General features: G+C 59.1%; 22 protein-coding genes and 4 pseudogenes. 9 read left to right on the top strand and 17 right to left on the bottom strand.

The window, feature by feature from the left end; genetic code table 11:
* Positions 1-11: 11 nt before the first annotated feature.
* From PH605_RS20690 to PH605_RS20710, 5 genes are all read right to left on the bottom strand, one after another.
* Positions 12-257: a hypothetical protein gene (locus PH605_RS20690; RefSeq protein WP_080821135.1), complete on the bottom strand. Its 246-nt coding sequence runs from the start codon at positions 255-257 to the stop codon at positions 12-14.
* Complete coding sequence (locus tag PH605_RS20695; RefSeq protein ID WP_205125166.1) at positions 254-598, bottom strand: hypothetical protein; 345 nt, start codon at positions 596-598, stop codon at positions 254-256. Before PH605_RS20695 ends, PH605_RS20690 begins: the two co-directional genes overlap by 4 nt.
* Complete coding sequence (locus PH605_RS20700; RefSeq protein WP_142845901.1) at positions 595-1,485, bottom strand: DUF7007 domain-containing protein; 891 nt, start codon at positions 1,483-1,485, stop codon at positions 595-597. The genes PH605_RS20695 and PH605_RS20700 overlap by 4 nt, the downstream gene beginning before the upstream one ends.
* Positions 1,482-1,955 carry a hypothetical protein gene (locus tag PH605_RS20705; RefSeq protein ID WP_142845900.1) on the bottom strand — a complete coding sequence of 158 codons (474 nt, stop codon included), beginning with the start codon at positions 1,953-1,955 and terminating at the stop codon, positions 1,482-1,484. Before PH605_RS20705 ends, PH605_RS20700 begins: the two co-directional genes overlap by 4 nt.
* Before the next feature lie 98 nt (positions 1,956-2,053).
* A complete protein-coding gene (locus PH605_RS20710) occupies positions 2,054-3,847 on the bottom strand; it encodes a ParB/RepB/Spo0J family partition protein (protein ID WP_142845899.1) in 1,794 nt (597 codons plus the stop codon).
* A 334-nt stretch (positions 3,848-4,181) separates the two neighbouring features.
* On the opposite strand from PH605_RS20710, the gene PH605_RS20715 reads away from it, so the two are divergent.
* Both PH605_RS20715 and PH605_RS20720 read left to right on the top strand, forming a co-directional pair.
* On the top strand, positions 4,182-4,532 hold the full coding sequence (locus PH605_RS20715) for an antitoxin Xre/MbcA/ParS toxin-binding domain-containing protein (RefSeq protein ID WP_142845898.1): 351 nt from the start codon (positions 4,182-4,184) through the stop codon (positions 4,530-4,532).
* Between the two features lie 8 nt (positions 4,533-4,540).
* A complete protein-coding gene (locus PH605_RS20720) occupies positions 4,541-5,038 on the top strand; it encodes an RES family NAD+ phosphorylase (RefSeq protein ID WP_080821130.1) in 498 nt (165 codons plus the stop codon).
* Positions 5,039-5,108: 70 nt separating this feature from the next.
* Here PH605_RS20720 and PH605_RS20725 read toward each other — a convergent pair whose 3' ends face one another.
* From PH605_RS20725 to PH605_RS20745, 6 genes and pseudogenes are all read right to left on the bottom strand, one after another.
* Complete coding sequence (locus PH605_RS20725) at positions 5,109-10,217, bottom strand: DEAD/DEAH box helicase family protein (RefSeq protein WP_142845897.1); 5,109 nt, start codon at positions 10,215-10,217, stop codon at positions 5,109-5,111.
* 103 nt (positions 10,218-10,320) lie between these two features.
* A complete protein-coding gene (locus tag PH605_RS20730) occupies positions 10,321-10,719 on the bottom strand; it encodes a DUF3085 domain-containing protein (RefSeq protein ID WP_142845896.1) in 399 nt (132 codons plus the stop codon).
* Positions 10,720-10,730: 11 nt separating this feature from the next.
* Positions 10,731-11,333, bottom strand: a complete 603-nt coding sequence (locus PH605_RS20735; RefSeq protein ID WP_142845895.1) for a DUF1419 domain-containing protein — start codon at positions 11,331-11,333, stop codon at positions 10,731-10,733.
* A 145-nt stretch (positions 11,334-11,478) separates the two neighbouring features.
* The gene (locus PH605_RS25390; protein WP_425292606.1) at positions 11,479-11,835 is read right to left on the bottom strand and encodes a toprim domain-containing protein; all 357 of its coding nucleotides are present in this window, start codon (positions 11,833-11,835) and stop codon (positions 11,479-11,481) included.
* Positions 11,836-11,912: 77 nt separating this feature from the next.
* A pseudogene (locus PH605_RS25395) lies at positions 11,913-12,437 on the bottom strand (DUF3991 domain-containing protein); the annotation flags it as partial.
* A 201-nt stretch (positions 12,438-12,638) separates the two neighbouring features.
* Complete coding sequence (locus PH605_RS20745) at positions 12,639-12,821, bottom strand: hypothetical protein (protein WP_142845894.1); 183 nt, start codon at positions 12,819-12,821, stop codon at positions 12,639-12,641.
* A 172-nt stretch (positions 12,822-12,993) separates the two neighbouring features.
* On the opposite strand from PH605_RS20745, the pseudogene PH605_RS20750 reads away from it, so the two are divergent.
* A pseudogene (locus PH605_RS20750) lies at positions 12,994-13,284 on the top strand (MarR family winged helix-turn-helix transcriptional regulator); the annotation flags it as partial.
* A gap of 416 nt (positions 13,285-13,700) precedes the next feature.
* On the opposite strand, the gene PH605_RS20755 reads toward PH605_RS20750, so the two are convergent.
* Positions 13,701-14,240 carry a hypothetical protein gene (locus PH605_RS20755; protein WP_142845893.1) on the bottom strand — a complete coding sequence of 180 codons (540 nt, stop codon included), beginning with the start codon at positions 14,238-14,240 and terminating at the stop codon, positions 13,701-13,703.
* A gap of 75 nt (positions 14,241-14,315) precedes the next feature.
* On the opposite strand from PH605_RS20755, the gene PH605_RS20760 reads away from it, so the two are divergent.
* Complete coding sequence (locus PH605_RS20760) at positions 14,316-14,777, top strand: hypothetical protein (RefSeq protein ID WP_142845892.1); 462 nt, start codon at positions 14,316-14,318, stop codon at positions 14,775-14,777.
* A 79-nt stretch (positions 14,778-14,856) separates the two neighbouring features.
* On the opposite strand, the pseudogene PH605_RS20765 reads toward PH605_RS20760, so the two are convergent.
* Positions 14,857-15,371: pseudogene (locus PH605_RS20765) on the bottom strand (Tn3 family transposase); the annotation flags it as partial.
* Between the two features lie 27 nt (positions 15,372-15,398).
* On the opposite strand from PH605_RS20765, the gene PH605_RS20770 reads away from it, so the two are divergent.
* Both PH605_RS20770 and PH605_RS20775 read left to right on the top strand, forming a co-directional pair.
* Positions 15,399-15,749, top strand: a complete 351-nt coding sequence (locus PH605_RS20770; protein WP_237680946.1) for a hypothetical protein — start codon at positions 15,399-15,401, stop codon at positions 15,747-15,749.
* Positions 15,750-15,919: 170 nt separating this feature from the next.
* On the top strand, positions 15,920-16,375 hold the full coding sequence (locus PH605_RS20775) for an ArsR/SmtB family transcription factor (RefSeq protein WP_142845891.1): 456 nt from the start codon (positions 15,920-15,922) through the stop codon (positions 16,373-16,375).
* A 201-nt stretch (positions 16,376-16,576) separates the two neighbouring features.
* On the opposite strand, the gene PH605_RS20780 is transcribed toward PH605_RS20775, so the two are convergent.
* Entirely contained in the window at positions 16,577-16,834 is a 258-nt protein-coding gene (locus PH605_RS20780; protein ID WP_142845890.1) for a hypothetical protein, read from the bottom strand.
* Between the two features lie 286 nt (positions 16,835-17,120).
* Here PH605_RS20780 and PH605_RS20785 point away from each other — a divergent pair, with 286 nt between their 5' ends.
* Positions 17,121-18,200, top strand: a complete 1,080-nt coding sequence (locus tag PH605_RS20785; RefSeq protein WP_223565064.1) for a DUF7256 domain-containing protein — start codon at positions 17,121-17,123, stop codon at positions 18,198-18,200.
* A 142-nt stretch (positions 18,201-18,342) separates the two neighbouring features.
* On the opposite strand, the gene PH605_RS25400 is transcribed toward PH605_RS20785, so the two are convergent.
* Positions 18,343-18,639 carry a hypothetical protein gene (locus PH605_RS25400; RefSeq protein ID WP_425292605.1) on the bottom strand — a complete coding sequence of 99 codons (297 nt, stop codon included), beginning with the start codon at positions 18,637-18,639 and terminating at the stop codon, positions 18,343-18,345.
* Positions 18,640-18,922: 283 nt separating this feature from the next.
* On the opposite strand from PH605_RS25400, the gene PH605_RS20795 reads away from it, so the two are divergent.
* The gene (locus PH605_RS20795; protein WP_223565082.1) at positions 18,923-20,122 is read left to right on the top strand and encodes a GGDEF domain-containing protein; all 1,200 of its coding nucleotides are present in this window, start codon (positions 18,923-18,925) and stop codon (positions 20,120-20,122) included.
* Between the two features lie 126 nt (positions 20,123-20,248).
* Positions 20,249-21,220 (top strand): recombinase family protein, encoded by a 972-nt coding sequence (locus PH605_RS20800; RefSeq protein WP_142845888.1) that lies wholly within the window; start codon positions 20,249-20,251, stop codon positions 21,218-21,220.
* On the opposite strand, the pseudogene PH605_RS20805 reads toward PH605_RS20800, so the two are convergent.
* Positions 21,159-21,347 (bottom strand): annotated as a pseudogene (locus PH605_RS20805) (transposase domain-containing protein); the annotation flags it as partial. The gene PH605_RS20800 and the pseudogene PH605_RS20805 overlap by 62 nt on opposite strands.
* Before the next feature lie 144 nt (positions 21,348-21,491).
* Entirely contained in the window at positions 21,492-23,915 is a 2,424-nt protein-coding gene (locus tag PH605_RS20810; protein WP_112967410.1) for a putative bifunctional diguanylate cyclase/phosphodiesterase, read from the bottom strand.
* Between the last annotated feature and the right edge of the window lies 1 nt (position 23,916).

Below are 23,916 nucleotides of genomic sequence, written 5' to 3' on the forward strand. Positions count from 1 at the left end.
CAGTTCGGCAATCACGGATCCTCAACGGGATACCGCCCTGAATCGAGCGGCCGCTTCGGCAGACGGTAGCGATCGAGCCAGGTCGGGCCATGGGTGTTGCGCAGCTTGCGCAGGACCTGACCGTCATCGCGGGGCGCCTCGCCCATCCAGGCATAGTTCAGGATGCGCTTCCACGATCGGCCATGCCGGGCGGCATAATCCTGGAGAGCTTGCACTTCCTGTTCCGTCAGGGGCGGCGATGGTTCGTGACGCTTCATGCCGCATCCCTTTCGTTGATATCGCCATGCAATTCTAACCTCGCCAGGAAAGCGGCGATCGCTGCCTCCTGACGCACGAGCTTGCGCGATAGTGCTTCGATCTCGCCCCGGCGCTGGAATTCCAATCCCTGAAGATGAGACTGGAATAGCCGTTCATCGGACGGCGCCCAGTGTGACCCGGCCCGTTTGTGCGTACGACCGGTGGACTTCGCCTTCTGGGTGACTGTGACGCGCTCGGCACGAGCTGCAATCTGTCGCAGCACCAGATCGAGATGATGGCGCGTCTCGCGACGCGCCGCCTCCATACGGGCAAGAAGGACATGGGGACTGATCGGGGTCACGCCGCGCTCCTCTCCGACCAGGAGACAAAGCTGGACGGGCCGTCATAGGCCGCATGGAGCGTTTCATTGATGACAAAGCCAAAGCGACCGACCTCATATTCGGTGGACGGCACCAGAAAACGGCGCTCCTCGACATGATGGTCGCGCTTGCCTCCACGCGTGGTAATCACCTCCGTCATGCCGGGATGATGATCCGATCGCAGCGCGGAGATCACCACCCAATCATCGGCATGCGCCAGTTCGAAGGCCTCACGATCCTTCATATAGGACTCCCCCGGCGCCAGTACCTGCCTCGAAATCGCCTCCCACGCGGCGGGTTCCCAGTCCTTCAGCGTCGTTTCCGCGCAGCGCCGCTCATAGCCTGTGAACAGGTCGGGAAAGGTGATGGCAACGGCTGCCCAGGCGGAATCCTCCTCATAGACGCCATCCGTTGACCGCAACGTCGGGTGGACCTGTGCGTTTCGATCCTGGGAGAGCATGAACCCGCCATGGCTGGCCGTCATGTGCGAGACGATCCCATCGGCATAGATGGTGGCAATCTGCGAAGCACCCCACGGGGTGCTGCATGACATCCGTGTCTGTATGCGATTGAGTTGAGCCAATTCGCGTTTATGCTCCGCCGTTTCCAGCACGCAGGAACGGAAGGCAGCCTCGTTGGTCAGCCGGCCCTGGTGGCTGTAGAAGTCAGCGCGGGTCAGGTCGCAAAGCGGGCGGTTCGCACGCCACGCGCTAGCCAGAAAGCCTCCGCCCTCCGGCAAGGGCAGCATGGCAAGCGTGATGTCACCGATCCGGGCGACCGGAAAGCCGTCGGCGCTGACGCCGAACTCCACCCCTGAATATTCGCGGGTAGACGCAATGGTCTTGTCCGGGGAACCAGGCGTGCTCATGCCGCAGCCCTCCCCTCGACATGATCGGCCGCGACCTCGTCCGCGGTCACTTCTTCGAGAACGGCCAGGGGATGCCGGTGGATCTTCAGCCATGCCTCGGCCGCTTCGGGGTTTTCGGCGAGATGGACCAGTTCATGCGAAGGACCGGGGCGATCGAACACGCGGACCGAGCCGATCGCCGGGCGATCGACCACTGTGAAGGTCAGCGTACTGTCGAGACCGAAAGTGCGCAGGATGGTGACAACGATCGTGCCGCGGCTGCCGATGTCACCCTCATGCAGGGTGAAGGACGCCGGCGCGGTATAGCTGCCCAGCGTTCGAGAGTCCTCCTTGCGGATCAACCGGCCCTGACTATTGCGGGTCTTCCAGATGGCCAGCTTCTTGCTGTGCCGTTCCGGCGGACGCGGTGTGCCATCGGACCAGGAAATGAGCGAGCCAACGGGGGCGGAAAATGCTGCATGTGCAGACATGGGAATTCTCCCTTGATTTTGGGGGTTCTAAACAGCACTGCCGCCGCCGGGACTCACCGGCGGCGGCAGATCATTCGGAAGGGAAATGAAGCACGCGGTTATTCCGCCGCGATCCCGTAGGCGTCCTGCTCGTCGTCAGGAGCGGCTTCGCTCGCGTCATTCTCTTCGAAAGGCACGTCGCGCTCGAACGAATCAAGGCCATCGGCCTCGTCGGCCGGCACTTCATCCGGAGCGCCGTCTTCGATCGCTTCGCCATCGATGCTGTCATCATCCGCACTGGCAGCTCCTTCCTCGCTGTCCAGATAGTCGGCGTGCTTCATCAGATCGGCGATCTCGCCTACATCCGGCGCAAACAGCGCGGAGGCATGCACGAAGTGGCCGTCCTTAAAGTGCTCGATCAGAGCGGAGCGGGTTTCCCGGACTTTCTGGCGGGGAAGCACGTTCGCCTCCTTCGCAGCCGCCTCCAGCGCCTGCCGCGACAGGCACAACAGGAAGTCTTCACTGCCCATGTTCGGCAGGAAACTATCGGCGCCGATGGCGTCACCGGCGATGCGGGAAACAACACCGCTGTTCGACATACCGCGCCTGCACGACAGAACCTCGATCAGAATCGAGCGGGCGGCGACCCGAATGGTCTCCATATCGAAGGCAAGCTTGCCGTCCTCGGAGAACAGGCGTGCCACATGGCGCTTGAACCGCTTCGGCCCGAACACATTGTCGTTCGCACCGGAATCGACCCGGACGTTCAGGCTGGCGAAGGCAAGAACGAGCAATGCCATCAGCATGTCGTCCTCGATCGGCGCGCGGCCGAACGCCTCGTGAAGCGCATCGGTGCGGAAATCGCCGATCATGTCATGGCCCTTCTGGGTCACGTCGGGGCGCTGCTTCGGCGCATCGATGACAGAGCCATCATGCACAGCACCCTCACCGCCCGCGGTGACCGCACCGGCTTTGCCCTTCTTCTTCTCTTCCGGCATGCGGAAGGCGACCGACTGCACCTTGCCGTCACGGTCGAGATACATGGCGACGTGATCGGACTTCGACGGCTTGCCATAGATGCGCTCGGCCTTCTTCGGCAGCTCCGGCTGGCCATAGCCGTTGGTTTCGACAATCGTGCCCTTCTTCGGCAGGTTGGACGTCATCCACTCCTGCTGTGCGCCGAGGAAGGCTTCGACATTCGTGGTATAGCGATTATCCTGATCGGCGGGCGCGAACAGATCCTCGACCCACTCGATACCGTAGGCGGCGGCGAGATCGTCACCGAAGCTCGCATCCCGCGCAAACATCCGGATCTTCGCGAGCCCCCGCGAGATGTTGTACCAATCCGCGCGTTCGTTCTTCTTCGGCTTGTTGGCCTTCCAGACCTGCTTCTGCTCATCGAGCGAGGCGGACGCGATCGTGCGCAACTGCTGCTCGTTCGGCATGTCGCCGAGCGCCATCTGATCGAGCATGGCCGGAAGAACATTGGCCAGCAGGCGCAGCTTCCGGATCTGGCGCACCGGCAGGGCAAGCGCGACAGCGATCCCCTCCTCGGTCCAGCCGAGGGCCACGAGCCGCTCGATGCCGCGCCATTGGTCCACCCCGTTAAGAGGCTCTCTCGCGATGTTCTCCACCATCGAGCGCATGGCGCCATTGTCATTGGCGGCATCACGGACAATCACCTCGATTTCTTCCAGCCCGGCGGCAATCGCCTGCCTGACGCGGCGGTGACCGGCCTGGATGACATAGCCGTTTCCACCATCGGTCTGCGGCGAGACGACAGGCGGCTGGATGATGCCGACGGCCTTCACGGTGGCGAGAAGCAGCGCATCGGCTTGCGGGGACGACTTGGAGCGGCGGGTATCGTCGGGATTGTCCTTCAGCGCACGGGGATCGAGTTTGAGGATCTGCATGGGATCTGTTCCTTCCGGGATATCGGAACCGGCACCTCACCGGTCCTTCCTGCCTTCAGTTCTTTCCGAAGATATCTCCCGGACCGCAGGGCGGGAAGATCGGCGCAACCGCGCCCGAGCGGCCCTGCCCGTCAGGGCGAGCGGGGCAAAGCCTTGCGAGAACGACAGGCAGGGTTGCGCAGGGGGCTGTTGAGCGAAGCGGCGCCGGGAAGCCCGGTCTGCGAAAGGGACTTCTTTTTTCCCTCATTTCTTCTTTTCCCGCAAAGCATTGAAGGCCGCCAAAATTGACGCTATATAGCGTCTATATTAATGGTATTTTGAATGGAGGTGGATCATGGGCCTCGCCGAATATGCAGACGATGGACTGTTCGCACCGCGCAAGATTGCCGATGCGTTTCGCACGACCAGCGAAGAGATCGCCCGCACCGCCGGTCTCGGAAAAGACGCGATCCAGCGCAAGGATCGTGTTCGCTCCGACAGAACGCAGCGTCGGCTGCGCGAGATGATCGAGATCGTCAACAAGGTCGAACCGCGCTTCGGCTCGGCACTCATGGCTTATGCCTGGTATCGCTCAGAGCCGCTGTCCGGCTTCTCCGGCCAGACTGCGATGCAGCTGGTCCGCAATGGTCGCGCCGAAGAGGTGCTCGACTATATTGACGCGGTCGACGCCGGCGTTCACGCATAGCTCCGCGGATGCACTATCAAGGAAAGCTCTATCGGGCGCTCAACCCGATCTACGCCCGTGAGCCCTTGTCGGGACGCGGTGCAGAACTCTATGGCGGCCGGTTCAACCCGAAAGGCGTGCCGGCCCTTTACACATCGCTGACGATCATGACCGCACTGAAGGAGGCCAACCAAGTCGGCAATCTGCAACCGACGACGCTGGTCTCCTACGATGCCGATATCGAACGTGTGTTCGACTGCCGGGATGACGCGGCCCTTCGGGCGCAAGGCATGGATGCGGTGGCCCTCGCCGATCCGACCTGGCGTGATCAGATGAAGGTTTCGGGGGAAGCGAGAACGCAAACCTTCGCGCGCCAGCTCGCGGCCGCTGGCTATTGCGGGCTGCTTGTGAAGAGCTTCGCCCCCGGCGCCACGGATGACGATCTCAATCTCGTCCTCTGGACATGGGGCAGTGCGGCTCCCGGCCGCCTGATCCTGATCGACGACGAACACCGACTGTCGCGATAGTCCCGCAGGACGCTATCTGCCTTGCCACGAGAAGCCGGTCGCATATGATCATGCGACCGGCCTGTTATCGTCAGGCGGCGATTTCTTCCGCCTCCACATCTTCTCGCGTCGACGCCGTGAGCGCCTCCTCGACCTCGCGCAGCTTCTGGCGCTTGTCGGCCAGCTCGTCGGCGAAGGCGAACTCTCCACTCTGCCGCGACTGGTAGGACGCCAACCTGCGCCGGTATTCCTCCAGCCGCTGGCGATAGCGCTCCCGCTCCTCCTCGAACCCGTCGAGCGCATGTTCGAGCCGGGAGATGGCTCCTAGCGGCGTGACGGTGACCGGCAACTCGATCTCGTAGTCCGCGCCGGTGCGCTGAAGCAGCGTCTGGTAGTGATGGTTATCGCCACGGCCGAAGGTTTCGCCGGCATAGACGAGATCGAAGCCGCCGATGGTGGCGATATGGACCTCGCCCTGTTGTTGAAGCTGGACGAGGGTGAGGATTTCCTTCATCAGCGCTCGGCCTGCATCCTTGCGCTCGGTAAATGGCTTGCCCGTCACGGTCATGGTGAAGCTTTCGCCCGACGTCAGCACTACCCGTTCTATGTCCTGGCCGATTTCGTCGATGCGCCGCGTGGCGGTCGCGATCTCGCGCTCGGCGTCATGCAATTGCCGGCGAACGGCGAAGAGATCGTCGTCATGGGCGGCGCGCAGCCGTTCCAGTCGCGCGATATCGGCTTCAAGACCTGCCTTCTGCATCAGCCGCTCATCGCCACTGGCAATCGCTTTCGCCATGGCGAACTGGTTGGCCTGACCTTCGTTCAGATCTTCCAGCCGGCGGATGGAAGTGTCCCCGGACAGTGCGGCGGCAATAAACCTCGCCTTTCGTTCGTTGTTCTGCCACATCGTCGCGTCGAGGCTTCCCTGCGTAGCGTAGGCGAAAATATCGACCTCATCGTGCTGGTTGCCCTGGCGGACGAGGCGGCCCTCCCGTTGCTCAATCTGGGACGGCAGCCATGGGACATCTAGATGGTGCAGTGCCTTCAGCCTGAGCTGGGCATTGACGCCCGTGCCCATGGTTTCCGATGACCCGATCAGGAGGCGGACTCTGCCGGCGCGCACGTCACCGAACAGGCGCTGCTTTGCCTCGGTCTTCTTGTAATCCTGCATGAAGGCGATTTCCGACGGCGGCACGCCCATGCGGACCAGTTCGTCGCGGATCCAGCGATAGGCCGAGAACCCCCTCGTCTTCTCGACATTGATGGTGCCGAGATCGGAGAAGATCATCTGCGCCGCGCCGGGAAGTTCGTAAGGCTTGCCGTCCGGGCGGAGGTAGGTGTTTTCCGAGGTCTGCTTCCAGATGCGGTGGGCGTTGCGGACGAGCAGATTGAGCTTGTTCTCCGGCTCGTCGTCCATTGCCGGCATGACCAGACGCAGATCGATCGCCGCGTGACGGCCGTCGGTGATGACCGAAAGCAGGATGTCATCGCTAGGTTCGGGTGGACGATCGCGCTCCTCGATCGCCTTGATGCGGGTTTCGAGGATTTGCTGGTAGGCCTTGAAGGCAGGCGTCGGGGCGGCGGTCAGGATCTGCCGCTTGCCGGTGGCGATCTCCGGCACCTTGACATGCGCTTTAAGATCCTCCGGCATCACCACATCGGCGAAGGCCCGGAACATGGCGATCAGCTCCGGCACATTGACGAACGAGGCAAAGCGCGACACAGGCTTGTATTTGCCGGAGGGCTGAAGTTCGAGCTCGGTCTTCTCGTCACCGAAGTTCGAGGCCCAGGCGTCGAACTCATGCAATCCGCGCTCGCGCAAGGCCTCGTAGCCGAGGAGCCGCTGGATCGAGAACATTTCGCCGAGCGTGTTGGTGATCGGGGTGCCGGGGGCGAGCACCAGGGCGCGGCCCGGATTCTTCGTCTCGATATAGCAGCTCTTCACATAGAGGTCCCAGGCCTTCTGCGAACCGTTCGGGTCTATGCCCTTCAAGGTCGACATGTTGGTGGCGAAGCTGAGTTTTCTGAACTCCTGCGCCTCGTCGACAACGATCTGGTCAATGCCGATTTCGGAGATGGTCAGCAGATCGTCCTTGCGGGTAGAAAGCGCCTCCAGCCGCTCCTGCAAACCTTCCTTCAGGCGCTCAAGCCGCTTGCGCGAGACCCGATCCTCATCATCGACCCTGGTCAGCAGGTCCTCGTAGAGCTGCAGCTCGTCGTGGATCATCTGTTGTTCGAAGGTCGAGGGCACACCGATGAACCTGAAGGCGGAGTGGGTGATGATGATCGCATCCCAGACCGCCGTCGCCGCCCGCGACAGAAAACGCTGGCGCTTGTCCTTGGTAAAGTTGGTCTCATCAGCGACGAGAATGTTCGCCGAGGGATAGAGCGCCAGAAACTCGCGGGCGGCTTGCGCCAGGCAATGGCCGGGCACGACCAGCATCGCTTTGGCGATCAGGCCGAGACGGCGTTGCTCCATGATCGCCGCCGCCATCGTCATGGTCTTCCCAGCGCCGACGGCATGGGCGAGATAGGTGGAGCCGGAGGAGATGATCCTCCAGATGCCGCGTTTCTGATGCCCATAAAGAACGAAGGCGCCCGAGGCGCCGGGAAGGTTCAGATGGGAGCCATCGAATTTGCGCGGCGCGATGTTGTTGAAGCGATCGTTATAGACCCGGGCCAGCCGGTCGGTGCGATCGGGGTCGCTCCACACCCAGGTCTGGAACGCTTCCTTGAGCTTCTGCAGCTTGTCGCGCGCCGCTTCGGTGTCGACGACATTCAGCACCCGCCGCTCGCCATCGGCGTCCTTGATGGTGTCGAAGATCTGCGGCACCCGGGAATTCAGCGCATCGGCGAGCAGTTCGCCGGCATGGCGGCGGCTGGTGCCCCATTCCGATGTGCCGGCGGCGCTATAACCAAGTTGCCGAGCCTCGACCGTCCATGATCCCAGTTCCGGCATGTGGTGGATGCGAATTTCCGCGCCCATGGTTTCCTTGACGAAGGCCACGACGTCGGACGCCGGAATCCACGGGGCACCCAAGCGTGCCGTGATATCGGACGGACGCAGATCGGCGGGCTGAACCTCCCGAAGTGCCGCGACATTGCGCTGGAGGGTAGGCTCGAGCTCGGCCGCAGCTTCCGCGGCGGCAAGCTTGGTGCGAACCGGGCCGGAGAGATAGGCGTCGGACGTTTGCCACGAACCGTCGGTCGGATCGCGGAAGATGGCCTCACCCAGTTCGGCGATCACCGCCTCCGAGTCACGATGCAGCAGCTCGGCGATGTGGTCGACGTCGACGCGGCCGCACTCGTTGAGCACGACGGCCAGTGCATCGGCGGCGCTGGTGATGACCGGCGCGGCGGGCGGCGAGATCACCCGTTCGGAAAAGATCGGCCCCGGTCTGGCCGTATCCGTTTCGAGGTCGTAGTCCTCGATGGAAGCGACCAGCCAGCAATCGGGATCGTCGAGGAAGGGCTGAAGGTTCGGTCGGCGGTGGCTTTCCCGGACCTCGCCGGTTTCCTCGTCCTCCGAGATCGAAACCGTGGTGTGGTTAATCGGTCCAAAGTCGCGGACGAACGACGACCAGGCGATGCGCAGGCGCACCTGGTTGTCCCTCCAGGGGCGATCCTGTTCTTGGCACCTCAGCACCTCGCGTACCGCGTCCCGGACCGGGATCAGCTTGCTGATGATGCGGATGTGCTTCTCGGACAAGCCATCGCCGCTCCGGCCCTTGCGGACCTTGATCTGGACCGGCGAACCGTCGACCATCTGCATCAGACCCTGGCGGTTATCGATGAAGAAGCTGCCTTCACGAACCTTCTCGTTTCCGGGGCGAAGGTCGACGATGTCGCCGAGCTCGTCCTCCAGGTCGATGTCGATCTCGGTCGGCTCGCCGTCGTAACGGTCTTCCGGAAGAAGGGAGATGACGGCCTTCAGTGCCGTTTCGAGCTCGACGCCGGCACGGGCGCGGCACGTATAGGTCTCGCCGAAGGGGCCTGACGTCAGCGCGTGGTCGCCGAGCACGAAGCCGGGATGCTTTGCGAACCAGCGATTGACGCGGATGGCGCCTTCGTCGTCCGTCGCCGGACGTACTTCCTCCAGATCGAGCCACGACAGATCGCCCTCGGACTCACCAGCCTTGCGCTTGCGGAAGAACAGGAGGTCGACCACGACATCCGTGCCGGCATCACGGCGGAAGCTGCCTTCGGGCAGGCGGATTGCGGCAATCAGGTCGGCGGATTTGGCGATATGCTCGCGGGCGGTGCTGTCCGCCTTGTCGAGCGTGCCGGAACTGGTGACGAAGGCGGCGAAGGCGCCGGGCTTAAGCAGATCAATCGACCGGGCAATGAAATAGTCGTGCAGACGCAGACCAAGCGAGCGGTATTGCCGGTCGGAGCGGACGGTGCGATCGGAAAAGGGTGGATTGCCGATGGCGAGATCGTAGATCGGCGAGAGGTCAGTGCGCGCGAAATCCCCTTCAATAATCCGAGCTTTCGGCTGCAGGAGCTTTACGATACGCACTGTCACCGGATCGAGTTCGACGCCGGTCACATAGCTGTTTTCTCGATATTCTTCCGGCATCAGCGCCGGAAACAGCCCCGTGCCGATGCCCGGCTCCAGCACGCGACCGCCGCGCCAGCCCATGCGCTGCAACCCGGCCCAGATCGCCCGGATGATGAACTCCGGCGTGAAGTGCGCATATTGCGTGCAGCGGGCCAGGCTGGAGTAGTCGCTCTCAGACACCGCACTCTCGAGCGACGAACCGAGATCGTCCCAACCCTGCCGGAAATCGATCTCGCCCGGACGGCGGAACACGCCATTGGCGAGTTCGCCAGCGCCGAAGCCGGTGAAGCGGATCAGCCTCTTCTGCTGTTCCCGGGTTACCGGAATATCGAGTTTCTCGATCTCGTTGGCGATCAGGATGGCCGCGACGTTCATCCTCGCCCGCTCCTTCCAGCTGGCGGCAAGACCGCGGTCCCCGTGATCGAGATAGAAATTGGCGCGCTCGCCCTGTTTGCGGACGGCAGGCTTTAGAGGGGTTGCGAGCGGCATCACCGGTGCGGGCGCCGGCGGCGTCGGATCGGGATCGTCGTCATTGGCCGCCTCGGGCGCGAAACCGCCGAAGGCTGAGACGCCAAGGCCGAGCCCCGACGACAGGGCTGTATTTCCGAACATATCGAGCGTGAAAGGATCGTTGGGCATGAAAATACTCTCCTTGGAAAAGAGCGAGCGCCATCGTTCCGCTGGATATGACCTGCGGGCGGGACGGTCGCGAAGTTGTTGGAAGGGCGCTGCAGGCGCCGTGTCAGCGGCGGATCACGCTGATGGATAGGGACGTGTCGTCCATCACGATCCGCAGATGCGTCGCGTCGGGCTGAGCCGCGACGAGCTTTTCGAGTTCGACGGCATCGATGAATTCGACCCCGTCATCGCCCCCGAAATATCGGCGCTTGTAGTGCCAGTAATCCGGGTTGCTCATCGGATTGCATTCCTCGGCATAGATGACGAGCGGACGCTGTCCCTGGGCGAGTCTTCCGTTCGAGAGAACGTAGACGCCTTGGTCGCCGACCAGCCACAAGCCGGCTCGGGCCTCGGCTTCAGGGGATATTCCCCGATACGGGATCCGAAAGCCGCCGTTTGCGGCCGCGTCGGCACGGCCACGCGCGAGCACGGAACGAATGTCGGCAACAGAGAAAGTGAACATGCCACACTCCCTCAAGTCGCGAGCGCGTCGGGCAGGTAACGCAAATGTACCGGCAGCTTCGCCGCGATCTCCCCGTCGGTCAGATCTTCGAGCAGTTTCAGCGTGGTGCCGCCTGGCCTGGCGAAGAACATCACCGTGCGCTTGCCACGATCAGCTTCTGGCCAACGCTCGCTGGCATAGCCACGATAGTCGTCAGCCGTGCTGCTCCAGATATGTTCGAGACGCTCCTCGCGCGTCATCGACCGGACAGGCCTGGATTCGCGCTCGATGATTGCGGCGCGCATGCGCTCGGGCGAACCCTTGTCAGCGAGGTCGCAATAACCGTGGAAGTGCCGGATGCGCCCGTCGATCGACAACGTGAAAAAGATGCTGGTGATCGAGCCAGTCAGGAATTCGCGCATGGCGAACATGTCGCCGCGCATCCAGAGCGGCGGCAGGATCTCGAACATGTAATCGTGGGATGCCTCGCCAATCCCGAACCACTCGCCGCGATAGAGCGCACCACCGTTACCCTCCCACCGGTTGGGGCGTTGGGCATGGCGGTCGAACATACGGAACATCTGATGCCGGTCGGCGACACCCTGGAATACCTTGCGGATAGGAGAGAGGTTCATGATGGGCTCCCTTTCAGCCTCGTCGGGCCGGAGCGCGGCTCATCTTTGCGATGGCGCCATCTTCTCTTCAGCCCTTCCTGACCCCTCCCCCGCGGCCGCCTCTCCGTCCGGCGGGGTCAAGGGCCGGCTTCAGCCGGGCGAAGCTTCACCCTTGACGCGGCCGGCGGGCATGCGGCAGGCCTCTCCAGCTCTCCCCTTTTTTCCTTTCTTGCCCTTTTCTCTCCCGCAACGCGTCATTCCAGTCCTCGGCCGGCGGCGTCAGGCGAAACCAATTGCAGCCGGCATCTTCGGCGATGTCGCGCAGGCGGCTGGCGAAAGTCTCGCCCTGGCTGTTGACATCGGTTGCGGCGACGAGCTCAGCGCCGGGACGCGCGGCGAGCACGCGAACAGCAGCTTCCGTCGCCGGCGACCATCCCCCGCCCGTGCTGAGATAGAGGCTGCCCTCCCGCAACCCTCGGACGCAGCCAGGCTCATGGCGTCGATTGCTGCTTCGGTGACGCACAGACGCAGGGCGTCGAGGGAGCCGAGACGGAACAGCACCTTCGAGCCTCCGGTCGAGAAGCCGCGCCAGTCAGGGCCGCGCTCCTCCCAGCCGGTGACGCCGCCATCGGCATCGACATGCGCGGCCCACATGCTGCCGTGCGGACCTTCACGCAGTACATTGTGACGGATGGCATCGCGGATGATGGCCTCCGGCAGGCTTCGGTCGTCGCGCAGGTAACGCCACGTCATCGATCCCCGCCACGGTTTGCGCCGTTTTTCCCATCGTTCCGGGATGGAACTGGGCGGTGTGCAATCGCGGGTGGGGCGGGTCCAGACCGGCTCTTTCGAAACGAATCCGACCAACGAAGCGATGCGGTCCAGAGCTTCGACGAAGGGCACGCCGTCGAGGTACTCGACGAGCCTGAAGACGTCACCTTTCGCCTCGGACAGCGGATCGAACCATCCCCGCCCCTCATGGATGGCGATGACGATTTCCGCACCGCGCCGGTATTTGACCGCCTTGCGCGTGCTTTCCTTCATGTCGACCGCAAAGCCGGCCTGCTCCAGCACGACGGCACAGGGGACGCGGTCCCGCAGTTCCTCCAGTTCTTTTTTCTCCATGGATTCTGTCGACGCTTTCGCGTCCGCCTTTCCTTCCGGATTTTTCCTTTTCCCGCAGTTTTCGGGACCGTTTCCGGCGGCCCGCGAAGAGCAAAGGAGGCAAGGGCGCGGCCGACAAGGTGCAGATCTGCACCCGGCCGCGGCGAAGCTTCCCTTGCCGCCTGCCGCTCGCAAGCGGCACCTGAGAAGGGAAAAGCCGGCTCAATGAGCCGGCCCGTATTCGAAAGGATCGAATTCGGCGATGGTCTCGACCTCGTCGTCATCGAGTTCGTCGCTCGGAAGAACGCCGAACTCGTTTCGGGATATGAAGAGCGTGACCGGGACCATCAGGGTGCGGGCGAGCGCGAAAGCGTGGCGTTGAGCAAGTGCAAGATCCTGTGCCATGTGAGAAACCTCCGACCGGAGCGGGCCGATCCCGCTCGATGGCTCGGGGGACGGTCGCGATCACCGCGAAGTGAAGCCGAGCGGCGGCAGCTTGCTAGCCGACCCCGACAGAGGGTTGATCGACGGAGATCCGGACCTGGTCCAGGACGCCATCTAAAAAGAGCGGGATTGGTTGGCGGCGGGTGTGGGGCGGGATTACACCACGGTTAGCCGTCAGGTCGCTAAGCTGGAGAGTCTTGGGCTCGCCGAACGCCGGCAAAACGCGGTTGACCGACGAGTGAACGAGGCCGTCGTCACACCGAAGGGCAAGGCGATGACCGACAAAATCGATGCCGCGCGCGAGAGGATCGCCCTCGCCGTCTTTGCGAGATGGGAAACGGCTAAAGTCAACGACCTCGTGCGGTTAATGCGAAAGTTCGCAGACGCCCTGGGAGGGGCAACCGCGAGCCCGCAGGCCGAATAGACAGACTTTGGGGTTCAAGTCAAGGAGGGCTTGAACGCTCACAAGAATTTGAGCCGCGAGTATGCTTGGGCTTGGCGGTGTCGAACGAGGACGCACTTGGTGTCGGAACTGATAGAGAATGGGAGAGCGGCAGTATTTGTCGATAACGAAAAAACATTCGGACCGTACAAATACGCTATTTGGCGATGCGCTGCGGGGAACACTGCGGTCGTGGCGACATCTTCGTATCCATCCCCGATGCCCCACGCCCATTTCTGGTGTTGAACTGGTGGGCTTCGTGAGCCCTTTTGGCGATTCTCATGCCAACCTGCGTTGGCGAATCGTTCTATTGGCACCTGAAAACCGCAAGCTCTGGCTCGAGGCTGGGTCATCGGGGTCTCGCATGCATTTATCTATCCGAAGCATAAGGGAAATGTTCAGGAGCCTTTCATAGGAAAAGAAACCAGAACGGTCTTTACCGCCAGCTCATCATTGTAATCCGCCTTGACCTGCCGGCCGTCCTTCATCCAGATATCCCAATAGACATCGCCATCCTCTTCCTCGGTTTCCTGAGGTTTGCCAAAGGCCGCGAGTGCCTCGTCCCGGTTTCCGACCGGGCGGGAGGAAAACGGAATGGATCCCAAGTATGGGGACACCATCGCCGCCCCGTTGGGGTAATAGAAGACGCCGCTCATTGCCATAGGGCCGGAGCCAATTGGGTCGCGATAGTTGCGAGAGAAGAGCTCCTTCGGCGTGAAGGCGAGCGCGACACCCAGGTTATTCAGCCGGACGAAGTCGATGGTCAAATCCTTCAGCTTCTTCGGCGAGAGTGCGTCGATCGATCCACCATTGGCCTTGATCGCATCGATTACATCATGATCGGTATTGGTCATTCCGACCAGCGTAAACAGTCGCTCTGCATTCATGCCTTTATCTGCCTTCTTGTTGAGCCACTTGTCGCAATCGTCATTGCTCATTATGGACGGGGTCTTCGCGGCGTCACTGTACCGATTCTCATGGCAATCGTCGCAACTAAGCATTGGAGTTGTTGCATGGCAATCTACAAGGGCGCGCTGGCATTGCTGGGAAAGTCGGAAACCGACGCAGCGGTCGTGGACTACTTGAGGTCGCTGGGTGCGACGCTCCCGCTCGAGCGGCCGCCCCGCGGCGAGAAGGAAACGAACGTCGAGGTCCCCGGCCAACAGATTGAGCTGGTCTTTACTCTCGGAAGCGAGTTGCCGAAAGGGACGCGCTTTGCGGAAGGGGAGTTGGTTCTGCGTACCTTCTTCATCCTTCCGGAGGAAGCAGGAAGGCCGATCGACGGAACGCCGTTCGATCTCGATATGACCATGACCCGGGAGCAGGCGCGAGCAAAGTTCGGAGAGCCGGAATGGAGCAGCCGTGGTAGTTTGAAAAACGATCGCTGGGCGCTTGGAGACAAGCGGATGCTTCTGTGCTTCACCTCGGACGAACAGCGCATCCGACAAGTGTCAGTGTCGCAATTGTTCGAGTGAGCGGGTCGCCTTCTCTCACTGAGCAAAGGACTAAGCTGCCAGCTTCAGGCGCCCCCGAAGCTGGCATAAGTCCAAATTCTCAGGCGGCGCGGAGAATTTTCCCTGGAAGCCGCAAGGGCCTGAATCCTTCCGGCATCTGCTGCTCAGCATCCCAGGCATAGATGCCGATGAGACTGATATGCCCCCAACTGAGCGGTGAGAGATGCTTGAGCAGCTCGTCTGGAACAATCCCCTCCCTGTTGCCGCAGATGGGCCGTGGCGCGACCGAGATAGACGGTGTTCAGTGCACGATGGCGCTGACGACCAGATTGAGGCCGGATGCCCGAAGAGCCTGGCTGTCAAAAGAGCGATCATGGTTTCGCCGCGCTCGTGGAAGAACACGGCGCGCTTGAGCATATGCGCCGCCTCACCCTTGTGAGACCGGCCTGACACCGCCGGCGCAGCCGGGCTGGAATATCATTCGATCATGAACAGGGTCCGCTCGATGCGTCCGAGTTCCCGCAGAGCCTTGGCCAGTTCGCTCGATTTCGAGGACGAGGAGAACTTCTTGAGGATCGTCGACGGCGAGAGGGTGCGCGTCGTGATCGAGACGGCCTGCTCGGTGGGCAACGATGGGACGGAGTGTCCACCGGGATCGTGTCCGGCCTTGTGGTAATGTGGATAGGCGGCCAGGGCTTCCTGTCGGTGGCAGGGTTTCTCGTGATTTACGGCGTGGGGAGTGAAGCTTTCGCTGTCGCCCGAGCCACAATGCCCCTCGGTTTCTTTGAGAAGGCCGACTATGCCGCCGCAATGGCAACCATTGCCCTGCCGATGAATCTGATCAACGCGCTGGCACCACCGGTCTTGGCTGCGCTCATGGCGGGTATCGGAGCGGATGCGGTCTTTGCGGTGCTTGGAGCTCTTAGCACGATGGCTTTCATGATTTTGTGGCAACTGAACCGCAAGCGGTCCTGGGGCGTCAAGGTTGGGTGATCGGGGCCTCAAGCTCTATAACGCGACAAAACCGGGATTTAGATATCTGCAATAAATAAGATTGTGCACAATGCACGGGTTCGACAAGCCCAAAACCACGGCATGCAGAACAAACTTACTTCATTTACGAAAATCCATATTGAAACCGATAAAGCCAAAGAAGATTTTCAATGAGCCAAAAACGAAACGATGCGAATTGGCAACCTCCGCAGGATCGCCCTGAAGATACCATCCTGCACTTTCCAAAAAATGGCTATCCCGGCAAATATTATGATAGAACCCATGGAAATCTGCGGGGGCGAGCCAATATGCAGAAAGCGGCTGAGTTAGAGAACGCGGTATATTTCCAGCGATGTGGTAAGGTACTCAACATCCTGTCGAACCCAAAGCGCGTCGAGGTCGTGCTAAAATTGGCCGACGGCGAGCAAAGCGTGACGAAGCTGGCCGACCAGGTCGATTTATCGCAGTCAGCGCTTTCGAAGCATCTCGCAAAAATGCGCGAAGCGGGGGTCGTTAAAGCGCGACGCCACGGCCTCGTTGTCTATTATCGTTTGGCGATGCCAGAGCTCATCGGGCTATTGAAAGAGGTCACGAGATTCCTGGAAGCGAACTCCGAAAAAGCATGATCACGCCACAAGCGTCCCGAGATCATCGTCGGCCCTATCACCATCCCTCTGGAAGAAGGCGCGTCCGTCGTCCGAGTATCTGACAGCCGCGCTCACTTCCATCGTCAACGGCCATAAGCAGAGCTGGATCAGCGAGTTGATCCCGTGGAATCATTCGGAGCGAACAAACCTCTGAAGTCTGCTGTTGGCCCCAAGCGGACTTTAGACCTCGAATGGCATCGGCTGCCATGATCCTCGAAACGGAAAATCGGGTGGGTCAAGTCGCCAAGTTTCGCCGTTCTGAAACTGAATTTCGCGGCAGCCGTATTTCAACTGATCGACAGTCAGGCTCTGCGGCTTCTCAATACAGCCGCCGCTGGCGATGACGGCATCCAGCCAGCTACTGAAACGTTCATACTCACTTGGACTTCCGAAGCCGTGAATCTCGAACAGTTCGACGCTCAGGACCGATTGTGTCATGCCCAACATCCTTCTTCCTGTTCTGGATGTTACATCCCGTAACACGGCGTCTGGAAAATAAAAGAAATTTCCGCGAATTGGTCAATGTCTCCTGTTGGCGCGATTCTGACATTACAGGCTTCGTCCCACCGGTCATGTGGAAAGCAAACAGCCAAGACGCAACTTTTCGATGCCCCTTTTTTGATGAATCAAGAACAGGTTTGCGATTGCAGTTCCCATACCTCGTCTCATATAAAGTCCTCACGTGCTAGGCAGCAGAAACCTTCGTTAGCGTGAGGAGTAGCTTATGCGTAAGCGCGAATTCTTGGCGGGTGTGGCTTCGCTGGCGATATCTCTACGGATGGGAAGCAAATGCATGGCAGCATCAAATCATTCGGCTGATGTAGCGGCGCTGGCAGCGTTGAGGCCAGGGATGCCGGTCGCAGCAGTCGAGAAAGCCATGGGGTCGAGTTGGCGTGCTCCTGCGCCGCATAAAGGCGGCCTGATCGATATTTTGCAGAACACCTATGGTGTCGTTGTTCGTATCGACCGTAACGGGCTTATCGGACGTATCGACTTCAACTCTCGCTTCAAGCAAACCATCGGTGGCGTTCCGATGGGGATAGAGATCGGCGATCTCCGCAATACCTTACCCGATATGCAGATCGGCGAGGAAAGCAAGCTTCGCAGGAATACCCGCTTTGGCACAATGAATTTGGCAGAGGGTGTGCTGACCGCCCGCATTAGTTATGACGCGGTTTCCGAGATCGTCATCTCCAATCCTGACGCCGAATATGCTGAGCCGTACGCACCGCCGTATCCCGCCGCTAGTGGTGCGCCCGGCGCACCGTTCTCAGACCCGAACCTGAAGCTGGCTGTCATGTCGGCGCTTTTACGGTTCAAGATGCTTGATCTCGGCACTCCCGAACAACTTGCCACTCACGTTCTGGGACGACCGGTTGATCTGGAGCAGGATGGCTATGAGTTGATCCCACAAGCGCTAGATTATCTTGTCCGCTACCCACTGACTGATGAGCAACTTGCGGCCGTTGACTGGGTTCAGTTCGATGGCGGCGAGGAGATTTATCCATATGCGTGGTACTTCTGGAGTGGCGAAGAAGGCGTTTTCGACATCCGCGATACATCGGATATTCATCTGTGCGTTAATCTGAGAGGCATTTCGGTGATTTCAATGATTGATCGTTTCGATCTTCACACGCTGGTTCCACTGCAAAAACTTGAGTGGGTGAGTATCAACGTTCCGTCGGAAAACCTCGGCGCATTGCTGGATATACCATCCCTCAAGAGAGCGGGCCGCTTCAAAATGCGCAATGCAACGAGTGACGTTCTCGACAAGTTGGAGCAGCGCGGCGTGCAGGTGAACTGACACCAAGGCCCCACCACGAATAGGCGTATCTTGCGCTGATTTCTTCTGATCATCCCTCTCGTGGCTTGGGGTGGCTACCTATGGGTAATTGCAAGTCGGTGAAGGCTACGGATGTGGAAGCACACCAGATTTTTATGACCAACTATTCACGCGGCAATTTGCCTGCGACGGTCCCGAACTCTTCGGCAGTCAAGCCTGTCAGCGTCGGCATTTCCCAGTCGAAGAATTGATCGAGCACGGATACGGGCTTATGTTCCACGGAAGCGAGGTCGTGATCGTAGCCGTCGCCAAAGTCGTAAAGGTATTTGAACGATTTCGCACCGGTGTCCTGAACGGCCGACAGCAGCGGGACCCTGCGGGCATCGATCGGACCGTACGGCACGCAGTATCTGCTATTGGCACCAAGCTGTTTAACACGACAACGCGCAGTTCTGATCATTGTCCACTCTGAACGACTATGGCCCCAGCCACCTGGTTGACCCGCTTACCTATATCGAACTTCCCGCCCTCGCAATCACGTGTATAGATATCTGACACAACGCAACCCGACACGCCTAACGGGCGTCGAGGCCAGGGACTTATAGAAATATAAAGCACGTTTCGATAAGCCAGCCTATTGGTATTGTTTCCTGCCGTCATGTTCATACATTGTGCAGATGGATGAAAAGGGAGCAAAATCGGCTCAGTCGCTAAGCCATTCCTCTTACGGCGAACATGATGACCTGCCGCCTGAAATTGTGAGAGACGTGGACCGGCTGCTCAGTGGAAGAACGCGCGACATTCGCTTGAATGGCGAGCTTGCCTATCTCTTCCGGCATCGCTCTTGGCGGCAGACCGCAAAGATCGTTCAGGCATGGATGCTTTGGGTTATCTTCCTTGACTTTGTGACCTTGGGTGTGGACGCGTTCCTTCTGCCAATCCAGACATTGGAACGAATGTTGTTGCCCGCCGCCATCCTTCCGCCCGCCGCCCTTTTGGCTGCGGCTGTGTTTCGGAGACCATACCCGTTTTGGGTCCAAGGCGCAGTTTTGATTGGCAGCATGTTTCTGATTTTGGTGTCGGTTGCGCTTGTAGGCGTCAGTGCAGGTAGTGAGTTTTATGAGCGACATTTAACGATCATGATCTTCGTGGCTGTAACCGCAATTGTGATTTTTCCGGTTCCCCTGGCTTGGGCGGGAGCGGTCGCAGCATTTGCAGTTAGTCTCTATCTGGTGTTCCAGCTGCGAAATCCCGATATTGAGTTGGGAAGTGCAGTTGCAGGAACGCTCTTCTTTACCAGTGGGGTGGCTGCGACACTCGTCGCTCGTCGAACTGCAACGATACTTGCACATAAAACTTTTTTGTTGGAATTGCGTGACCGCATCCGTCTTGCTGCACTTACCGACGCCAACGCGCGCCTCGAAATGCTTGCGCGGACAGATCCACTTACCGGGGTAGCGAACAGGCGCTCCATGATAGAAACACTGCGAGAATTTTGGGATCGCGGTCGTGCGAAAAAAGATGGCGCAGCAATGCTGATGTGTGATGTCGACGATTTCAAGTGTCTAAACGACACCCTTGGCCACGCCGAGGGCGACCGTTGTCTGGTAAAGGTGGCAGGTATCGTTCAAAGCTGTATGAGGAATGATCTGGACTATGTCGCCCGTTTTGGCGGGGAAGAATTTCTCGTCTTTCTCCCCGGATGTGATGAAACGACAGCCAGTGAGATCGCAGAGCGAATCCGAAGTCGCGTAGAGGCAGCCTCGCTGAGAAATCCAGCGGCTCGAGCTGCCCCGTTTGTTACACTCAGTATTGGCGTCGCCGCCGTAAATCCACGCGATGCCGAAATCTCGGCTGATGAACTACAAAAAATGGCGGACGCTCGTCTTTATCTGGCCAAGGAAGGGGGTAGGAACCGCGTGGCTACGGACCAACCGGAATGACGATAGACCGTAAGCGCAGCCCCGTTCACACCTTGACCGAACTTTGGAAAACTGCAGAGGTCGACAAATACTTGAGCACATCGGCGTCGTGTTACCTTGACCTGCCATTGTTATCGGGAGGCCAATATGTGCAAGAGAGTGGTCATTTACGCGCGGTATTCAACAGATCAACAGAACCCAGCTTCAATCGAAACCCAGCTTGATCTGGGGGCTTCATTTGTTGCGGAGCGCGGTTGGAAGCTGAGCGGAACATATGTTGATGCTGGCGTTAGCGGCGCTAGTTTCGAAACACGGCCGGGCCTTCAGGCTGCGCTGAGTGGGGCGCGAGTGGGTGCCTACGATGTCCTACTTTGCCTTACACTTGACCGGCTGTCGCGAGACCTAGAACACAGTGCTAAAGTGTTGAAGCTGCTCCAGTTCCACGACATTGAACTTTGGACGGTGCACGGTGGTTCTCAAGTGTCAGCTATGGAACTTGGCCTGAGGGCGGTCCTGAATAGCGAGATGCTGGAGCAGGTTCGATATCGAACCAGGGAAGGCATGAAGACCGTAGCGAAGACGGGCCGAGTTCCCGGCGGCATTTGTTACGGCTATTCGATCAAAAAGATGATTGGAGCGGACGGCGAACCGATCCGTGGCCTGAGGGATATCATTGCCGCCGAGGCGGCCGTCATCGTGTGGATATTCAGGCAGTATGTGAAAGGGCTAAGTCCTGACGCCATCGCAGAAATCCTCAATGAGCAGGGTATACCAGGCCCTCGCGGGCAGGCTTGGAGAGGAACGGCGATCCGGGGACACCGGCGAAGAGGCAGCGGAATTCTAAATAATCAGATGTACATCGGTCGCCTGGTGTTCAACAGACTCGTATACCGAAAGAACCCAGTGAGCGAACGCCGGGTGTCTCGGCTCAACTCGCCGGAGCTACATATCATTCAGGAGGTTCCGACGCTTCGCATTGTCTCGGACGCACTCTGGAAAAAAGTAAAACGCAGACAAGCTTTACCTCGCCAACGGAAAACAACCTTGGGCCGACCGTCTAACCCAGCCGGTAGTTCCAAGGCAGGAGATGCGCGATTTGGCTCTGCTTATAGCCATTAACGAGGGCCGTTAGCGTGCTTCTCAGATAGCCAAATGGATCGACGGCGTTGAGCTTGCAGGTCTCGACGAGCGATGCGATGGCCGCCCAATTCTCCGCTCCAGAATCATGACCGGCGAAGAGAGCGTTTGAACCGCGCCGGGTTTGCCGGAGGCTCCAACTTCTGAGAAAGTGGGGCCTCTGGCAAACCCGGCGCGGTTCAGGCCTTGTCGTGCGGTTCCCCAGATCAGCGGTCCTCTTCTTGTCAGAGTTCTCCACCCCTTGGCAGCAAAATCAAACAATAGAAGTATGGGCGGGTTTCAGCAGCGTGGCCAATTCCGCCTTGGGCAGAGCACCAGAAAAATAAAACCCCTGAATCAGATCACATTCGTGTTTTGTCAGGAAGTCCAGTTGCTCTCGGGTTTCCACACCCTCCACTACCACCTTGAACGACATACCCTTCGCAAGCGATATGATGGCGGACGTCAGACTGCATTGCCTGGTGTCGGTTGGAATATCAGTGATAAAGCTGCGATCGATCTTGATACAGCTACATGGGAATTCCGCCAGATAGGACAGGCATGAATATCCTGTTCCAAAGTCATCGATCGCGATCCCTACACCCATTTCCCTCAACTCGTTCAGAAGAGGCGAGACTTCGTTTTCACGCTGGATGTAAGTCGACTCCGTTATTTCGATCTCAAGCTGACGCGCAGGAAATCCAGTTTCTGACAGAACCCCCTTCAGGAAGGGTATGAAGCGACCAAATCGCAACTGGCTGGCCGATATATTCACAGACAGCGTGACCGGGAGATAGCCAGCCTGAAGCCATTCCTGCCCGTCGCGGCAGGCCCTTTCAAGAACATATTCGCCCAAGGTCTCAATGAGACCAGTTTCCTCCACAACCGGGATGAAATCCGCAGGGGAAACAACACCGAGCTCCGGATCCGACCACCTTACGAGTGCTTCGACGCCATGCAGTTCATGACCAACAGCCGTGAATTGCGGCTGATAATAGACATCGAGTTCGCTGTTGGCGATCGCATTTTTCAGCTTCAGCCCCAGCTTCACACGCTTCTGGCTCTGTGCGGTCAGCCGGTCTTCATAAACACCGACGGATCCACGTCTGGAACGTTTCGCCTCGTATAGAGCTGCATCGGCCCCAAGAAGGGTGTCATGATCTCCGGGACGAAGGTGATAGCTCACGCCAATTGTTGCCGAGGAAAGCACTTCCAGATCATCGCGAATGTGAACAGTCTGGCCAAGGCAAGATTGGATTTTTTCGATGATGCCTTCGATAAAGCCGTGATCACCAGACTGAATGAGAAAGGCGAACTCATCACCCCCGAGACGACACAGGACATCGCCTGAAGCCAGATAGTTTTCACGAAGATTATCGAGCCGCTCCGCAATCAATTGGAGCACGCGATCACCGACACCATGACCATAGCTGTCATTCACGTCCCCAAAATAATCGAGATCGATTATGATCAATGCATGCGGAACATTCTGAAAACGAGCGCGGCTTTTATCTAGAGTGCGACGGTTCGGTAAGCCGGTCAGATGGTCATGCGATGCGAGGTATTCGAGTTTTGCCTGCGCCGTCTTTTGGTCGGTAATGTCCGTCAATGAATAAACAAAGGTGTCGCCGCCGCTCGCGTCCTCGCCGGCGGGGGTAATGGAAAGTATGCCGGGCCGATGCCTGTCCGCTCCAAACATGACCTCCTGTCGCCATTGCCCAGCCGCGCCGTGTGGTCTCGAAACGGGCCTCCCGTCGATCCAGAATGATTTGTCGATATCTGTATCGTGCTGACCGGTGTGATCGTAATTTATACCCAGCATCGCCCGAAAAGCCGCATTTGCTTTCAGCACCTGACCGAGATGATTGACGATGGCAAGACCTTCGGTCGAGTTCTTGAATACGATATCCCCACGCCGCACATCCTGATCCTTTATGGTCATCTCTTTGATCAGGTCGGCGCTGCTGGAAGCCAGCAGACGCCATCGAACGGTATCTGTTTCCAGATAATGGATAAATGCCTGCCGCTTCCACAGCACAAACAAGGCCAGCGGCATGCCATAGGCAAATGCGATAAGGATCTTTCCCGCCAGTCCACCGATGACGATTGCAACGATCTGCGCGTTGATACCGAATGCGATGAAAGGAAAGGCAATGCCATCAAGCACGAGAACGAGCACGAATGAAAGAATGTAGATGGCCGCCGTGACGAACAGTGAGGATTGCTTTTTTTTAACGGCCTCGAAAATGAAAAGCAGAAGCAGGAGCTCCGAGATAATCAGAACACCCCCAAGCGCGATCATCGGTGTGGAAATTTCGAACAGCCCTGATGGAACTGCATGTGGATTGATCACACCGTCCGTTTCCAGAATAGAATGCGTCAGGAGGGAAAAAACGATATTGAAGATATCGACCAAAACCACAAGCCGGACGAGATGCCTGAGAATGAAAGCGTCTCTTTCAACCCATACGAACATCACGGACGCCATCATGAAGGCGCCGTAACACAGGTTGCCGCCCGAGACGACGACACCATCGGCGATGGGCAGGGAATAGACATTCCCCATGAAACCGCCGATCAGCAGAATGAGCGCGATGTAGGTGTAAAAATGGGTACGCCGGCTTGGTGCCGGGAGCGTTGTGAAATAAAGTGGGAATAAAGAAAATGCGATGAACTGCGCGATCAGCAAAAGAGCCATG

Source organism: Agrobacterium sp. CFBP 3001, assembly GCF_027871605.1.
GTDB lineage: Bacteria > Pseudomonadota > Alphaproteobacteria > Rhizobiales > Rhizobiaceae > Agrobacterium > Agrobacterium leguminum.

Coding starts and splice junctions, on each gene's coding strand:
- PH605_RS20775 (WP_142845891.1), top strand. CDS start 15,920: ATGAGCCAAAAACGAAACGATGCGAATTGGCAACCTCCGCAGGATCGC.
- PH605_RS20785 (WP_223565064.1), top strand. CDS start 17,121: ATGCGTAAGCGCGAATTCTTGGCGGGTGTGGCTTCGCTGGCGATATCT.
- PH605_RS20745 (WP_142845894.1), bottom strand. CDS start 12,821: ATGGCACAGGATCTTGCACTTGCTCAACGCCACGCTTTCGCGCTCGCC.
- PH605_RS20735 (WP_142845895.1), bottom strand. CDS start 11,333: ATGAACCTCTCTCCTATCCGCAAGGTATTCCAGGGTGTCGCCGACCGG.
- PH605_RS20725 (WP_142845897.1), bottom strand. CDS start 10,217: ATGCCCAACGATCCTTTCACGCTCGATATGTTCGGAAATACAGCCCTG.
- PH605_RS20720 (WP_080821130.1), top strand. CDS start 4,541: ATGCACTATCAAGGAAAGCTCTATCGGGCGCTCAACCCGATCTACGCC.
- PH605_RS20730 (WP_142845896.1), bottom strand. CDS start 10,719: ATGTTCACTTTCTCTGTTGCCGACATTCGTTCCGTGCTCGCGCGTGGC.
- PH605_RS20810 (WP_112967410.1), bottom strand. CDS start 23,915: ATGGCTCTTTTGCTGATCGCGCAGTTCATCGCATTTTCTTTATTCCCA.
- PH605_RS20690 (WP_080821135.1), bottom strand. CDS start 257: ATGAAGCGTCACGAACCATCGCCGCCCCTGACGGAACAGGAAGTGCAA.
- PH605_RS20715 (WP_142845898.1), top strand. CDS start 4,182: ATGGGCCTCGCCGAATATGCAGACGATGGACTGTTCGCACCGCGCAAG.
- PH605_RS20780 (WP_142845890.1), bottom strand. CDS start 16,834: ATGACACAATCGGTCCTGAGCGTCGAACTGTTCGAGATTCACGGCTTC.
- PH605_RS20755 (WP_142845893.1), bottom strand. CDS start 14,240: ATGAGCAATGACGATTGCGACAAGTGGCTCAACAAGAAGGCAGATAAA.
- PH605_RS20800 (WP_142845888.1), top strand. CDS start 20,249: ATGTGCAAGAGAGTGGTCATTTACGCGCGGTATTCAACAGATCAACAG.
- PH605_RS20705 (WP_142845900.1), bottom strand. CDS start 1,955: ATGTCTGCACATGCAGCATTTTCCGCCCCCGTTGGCTCGCTCATTTCC.
- PH605_RS25400 (WP_425292605.1), bottom strand. CDS start 18,639: ATGATCAGAACTGCGCGTTGTCGTGTTAAACAGCTTGGTGCCAATAGC.
- PH605_RS20710 (WP_142845899.1), bottom strand. CDS start 3,847: ATGCAGATCCTCAAACTCGATCCCCGTGCGCTGAAGGACAATCCCGAC.
- PH605_RS20700 (WP_142845901.1), bottom strand. CDS start 1,485: ATGAGCACGCCTGGTTCCCCGGACAAGACCATTGCGTCTACCCGCGAA.
- PH605_RS20760 (WP_142845892.1), top strand. CDS start 14,316: ATGGCAATCTACAAGGGCGCGCTGGCATTGCTGGGAAAGTCGGAAACC.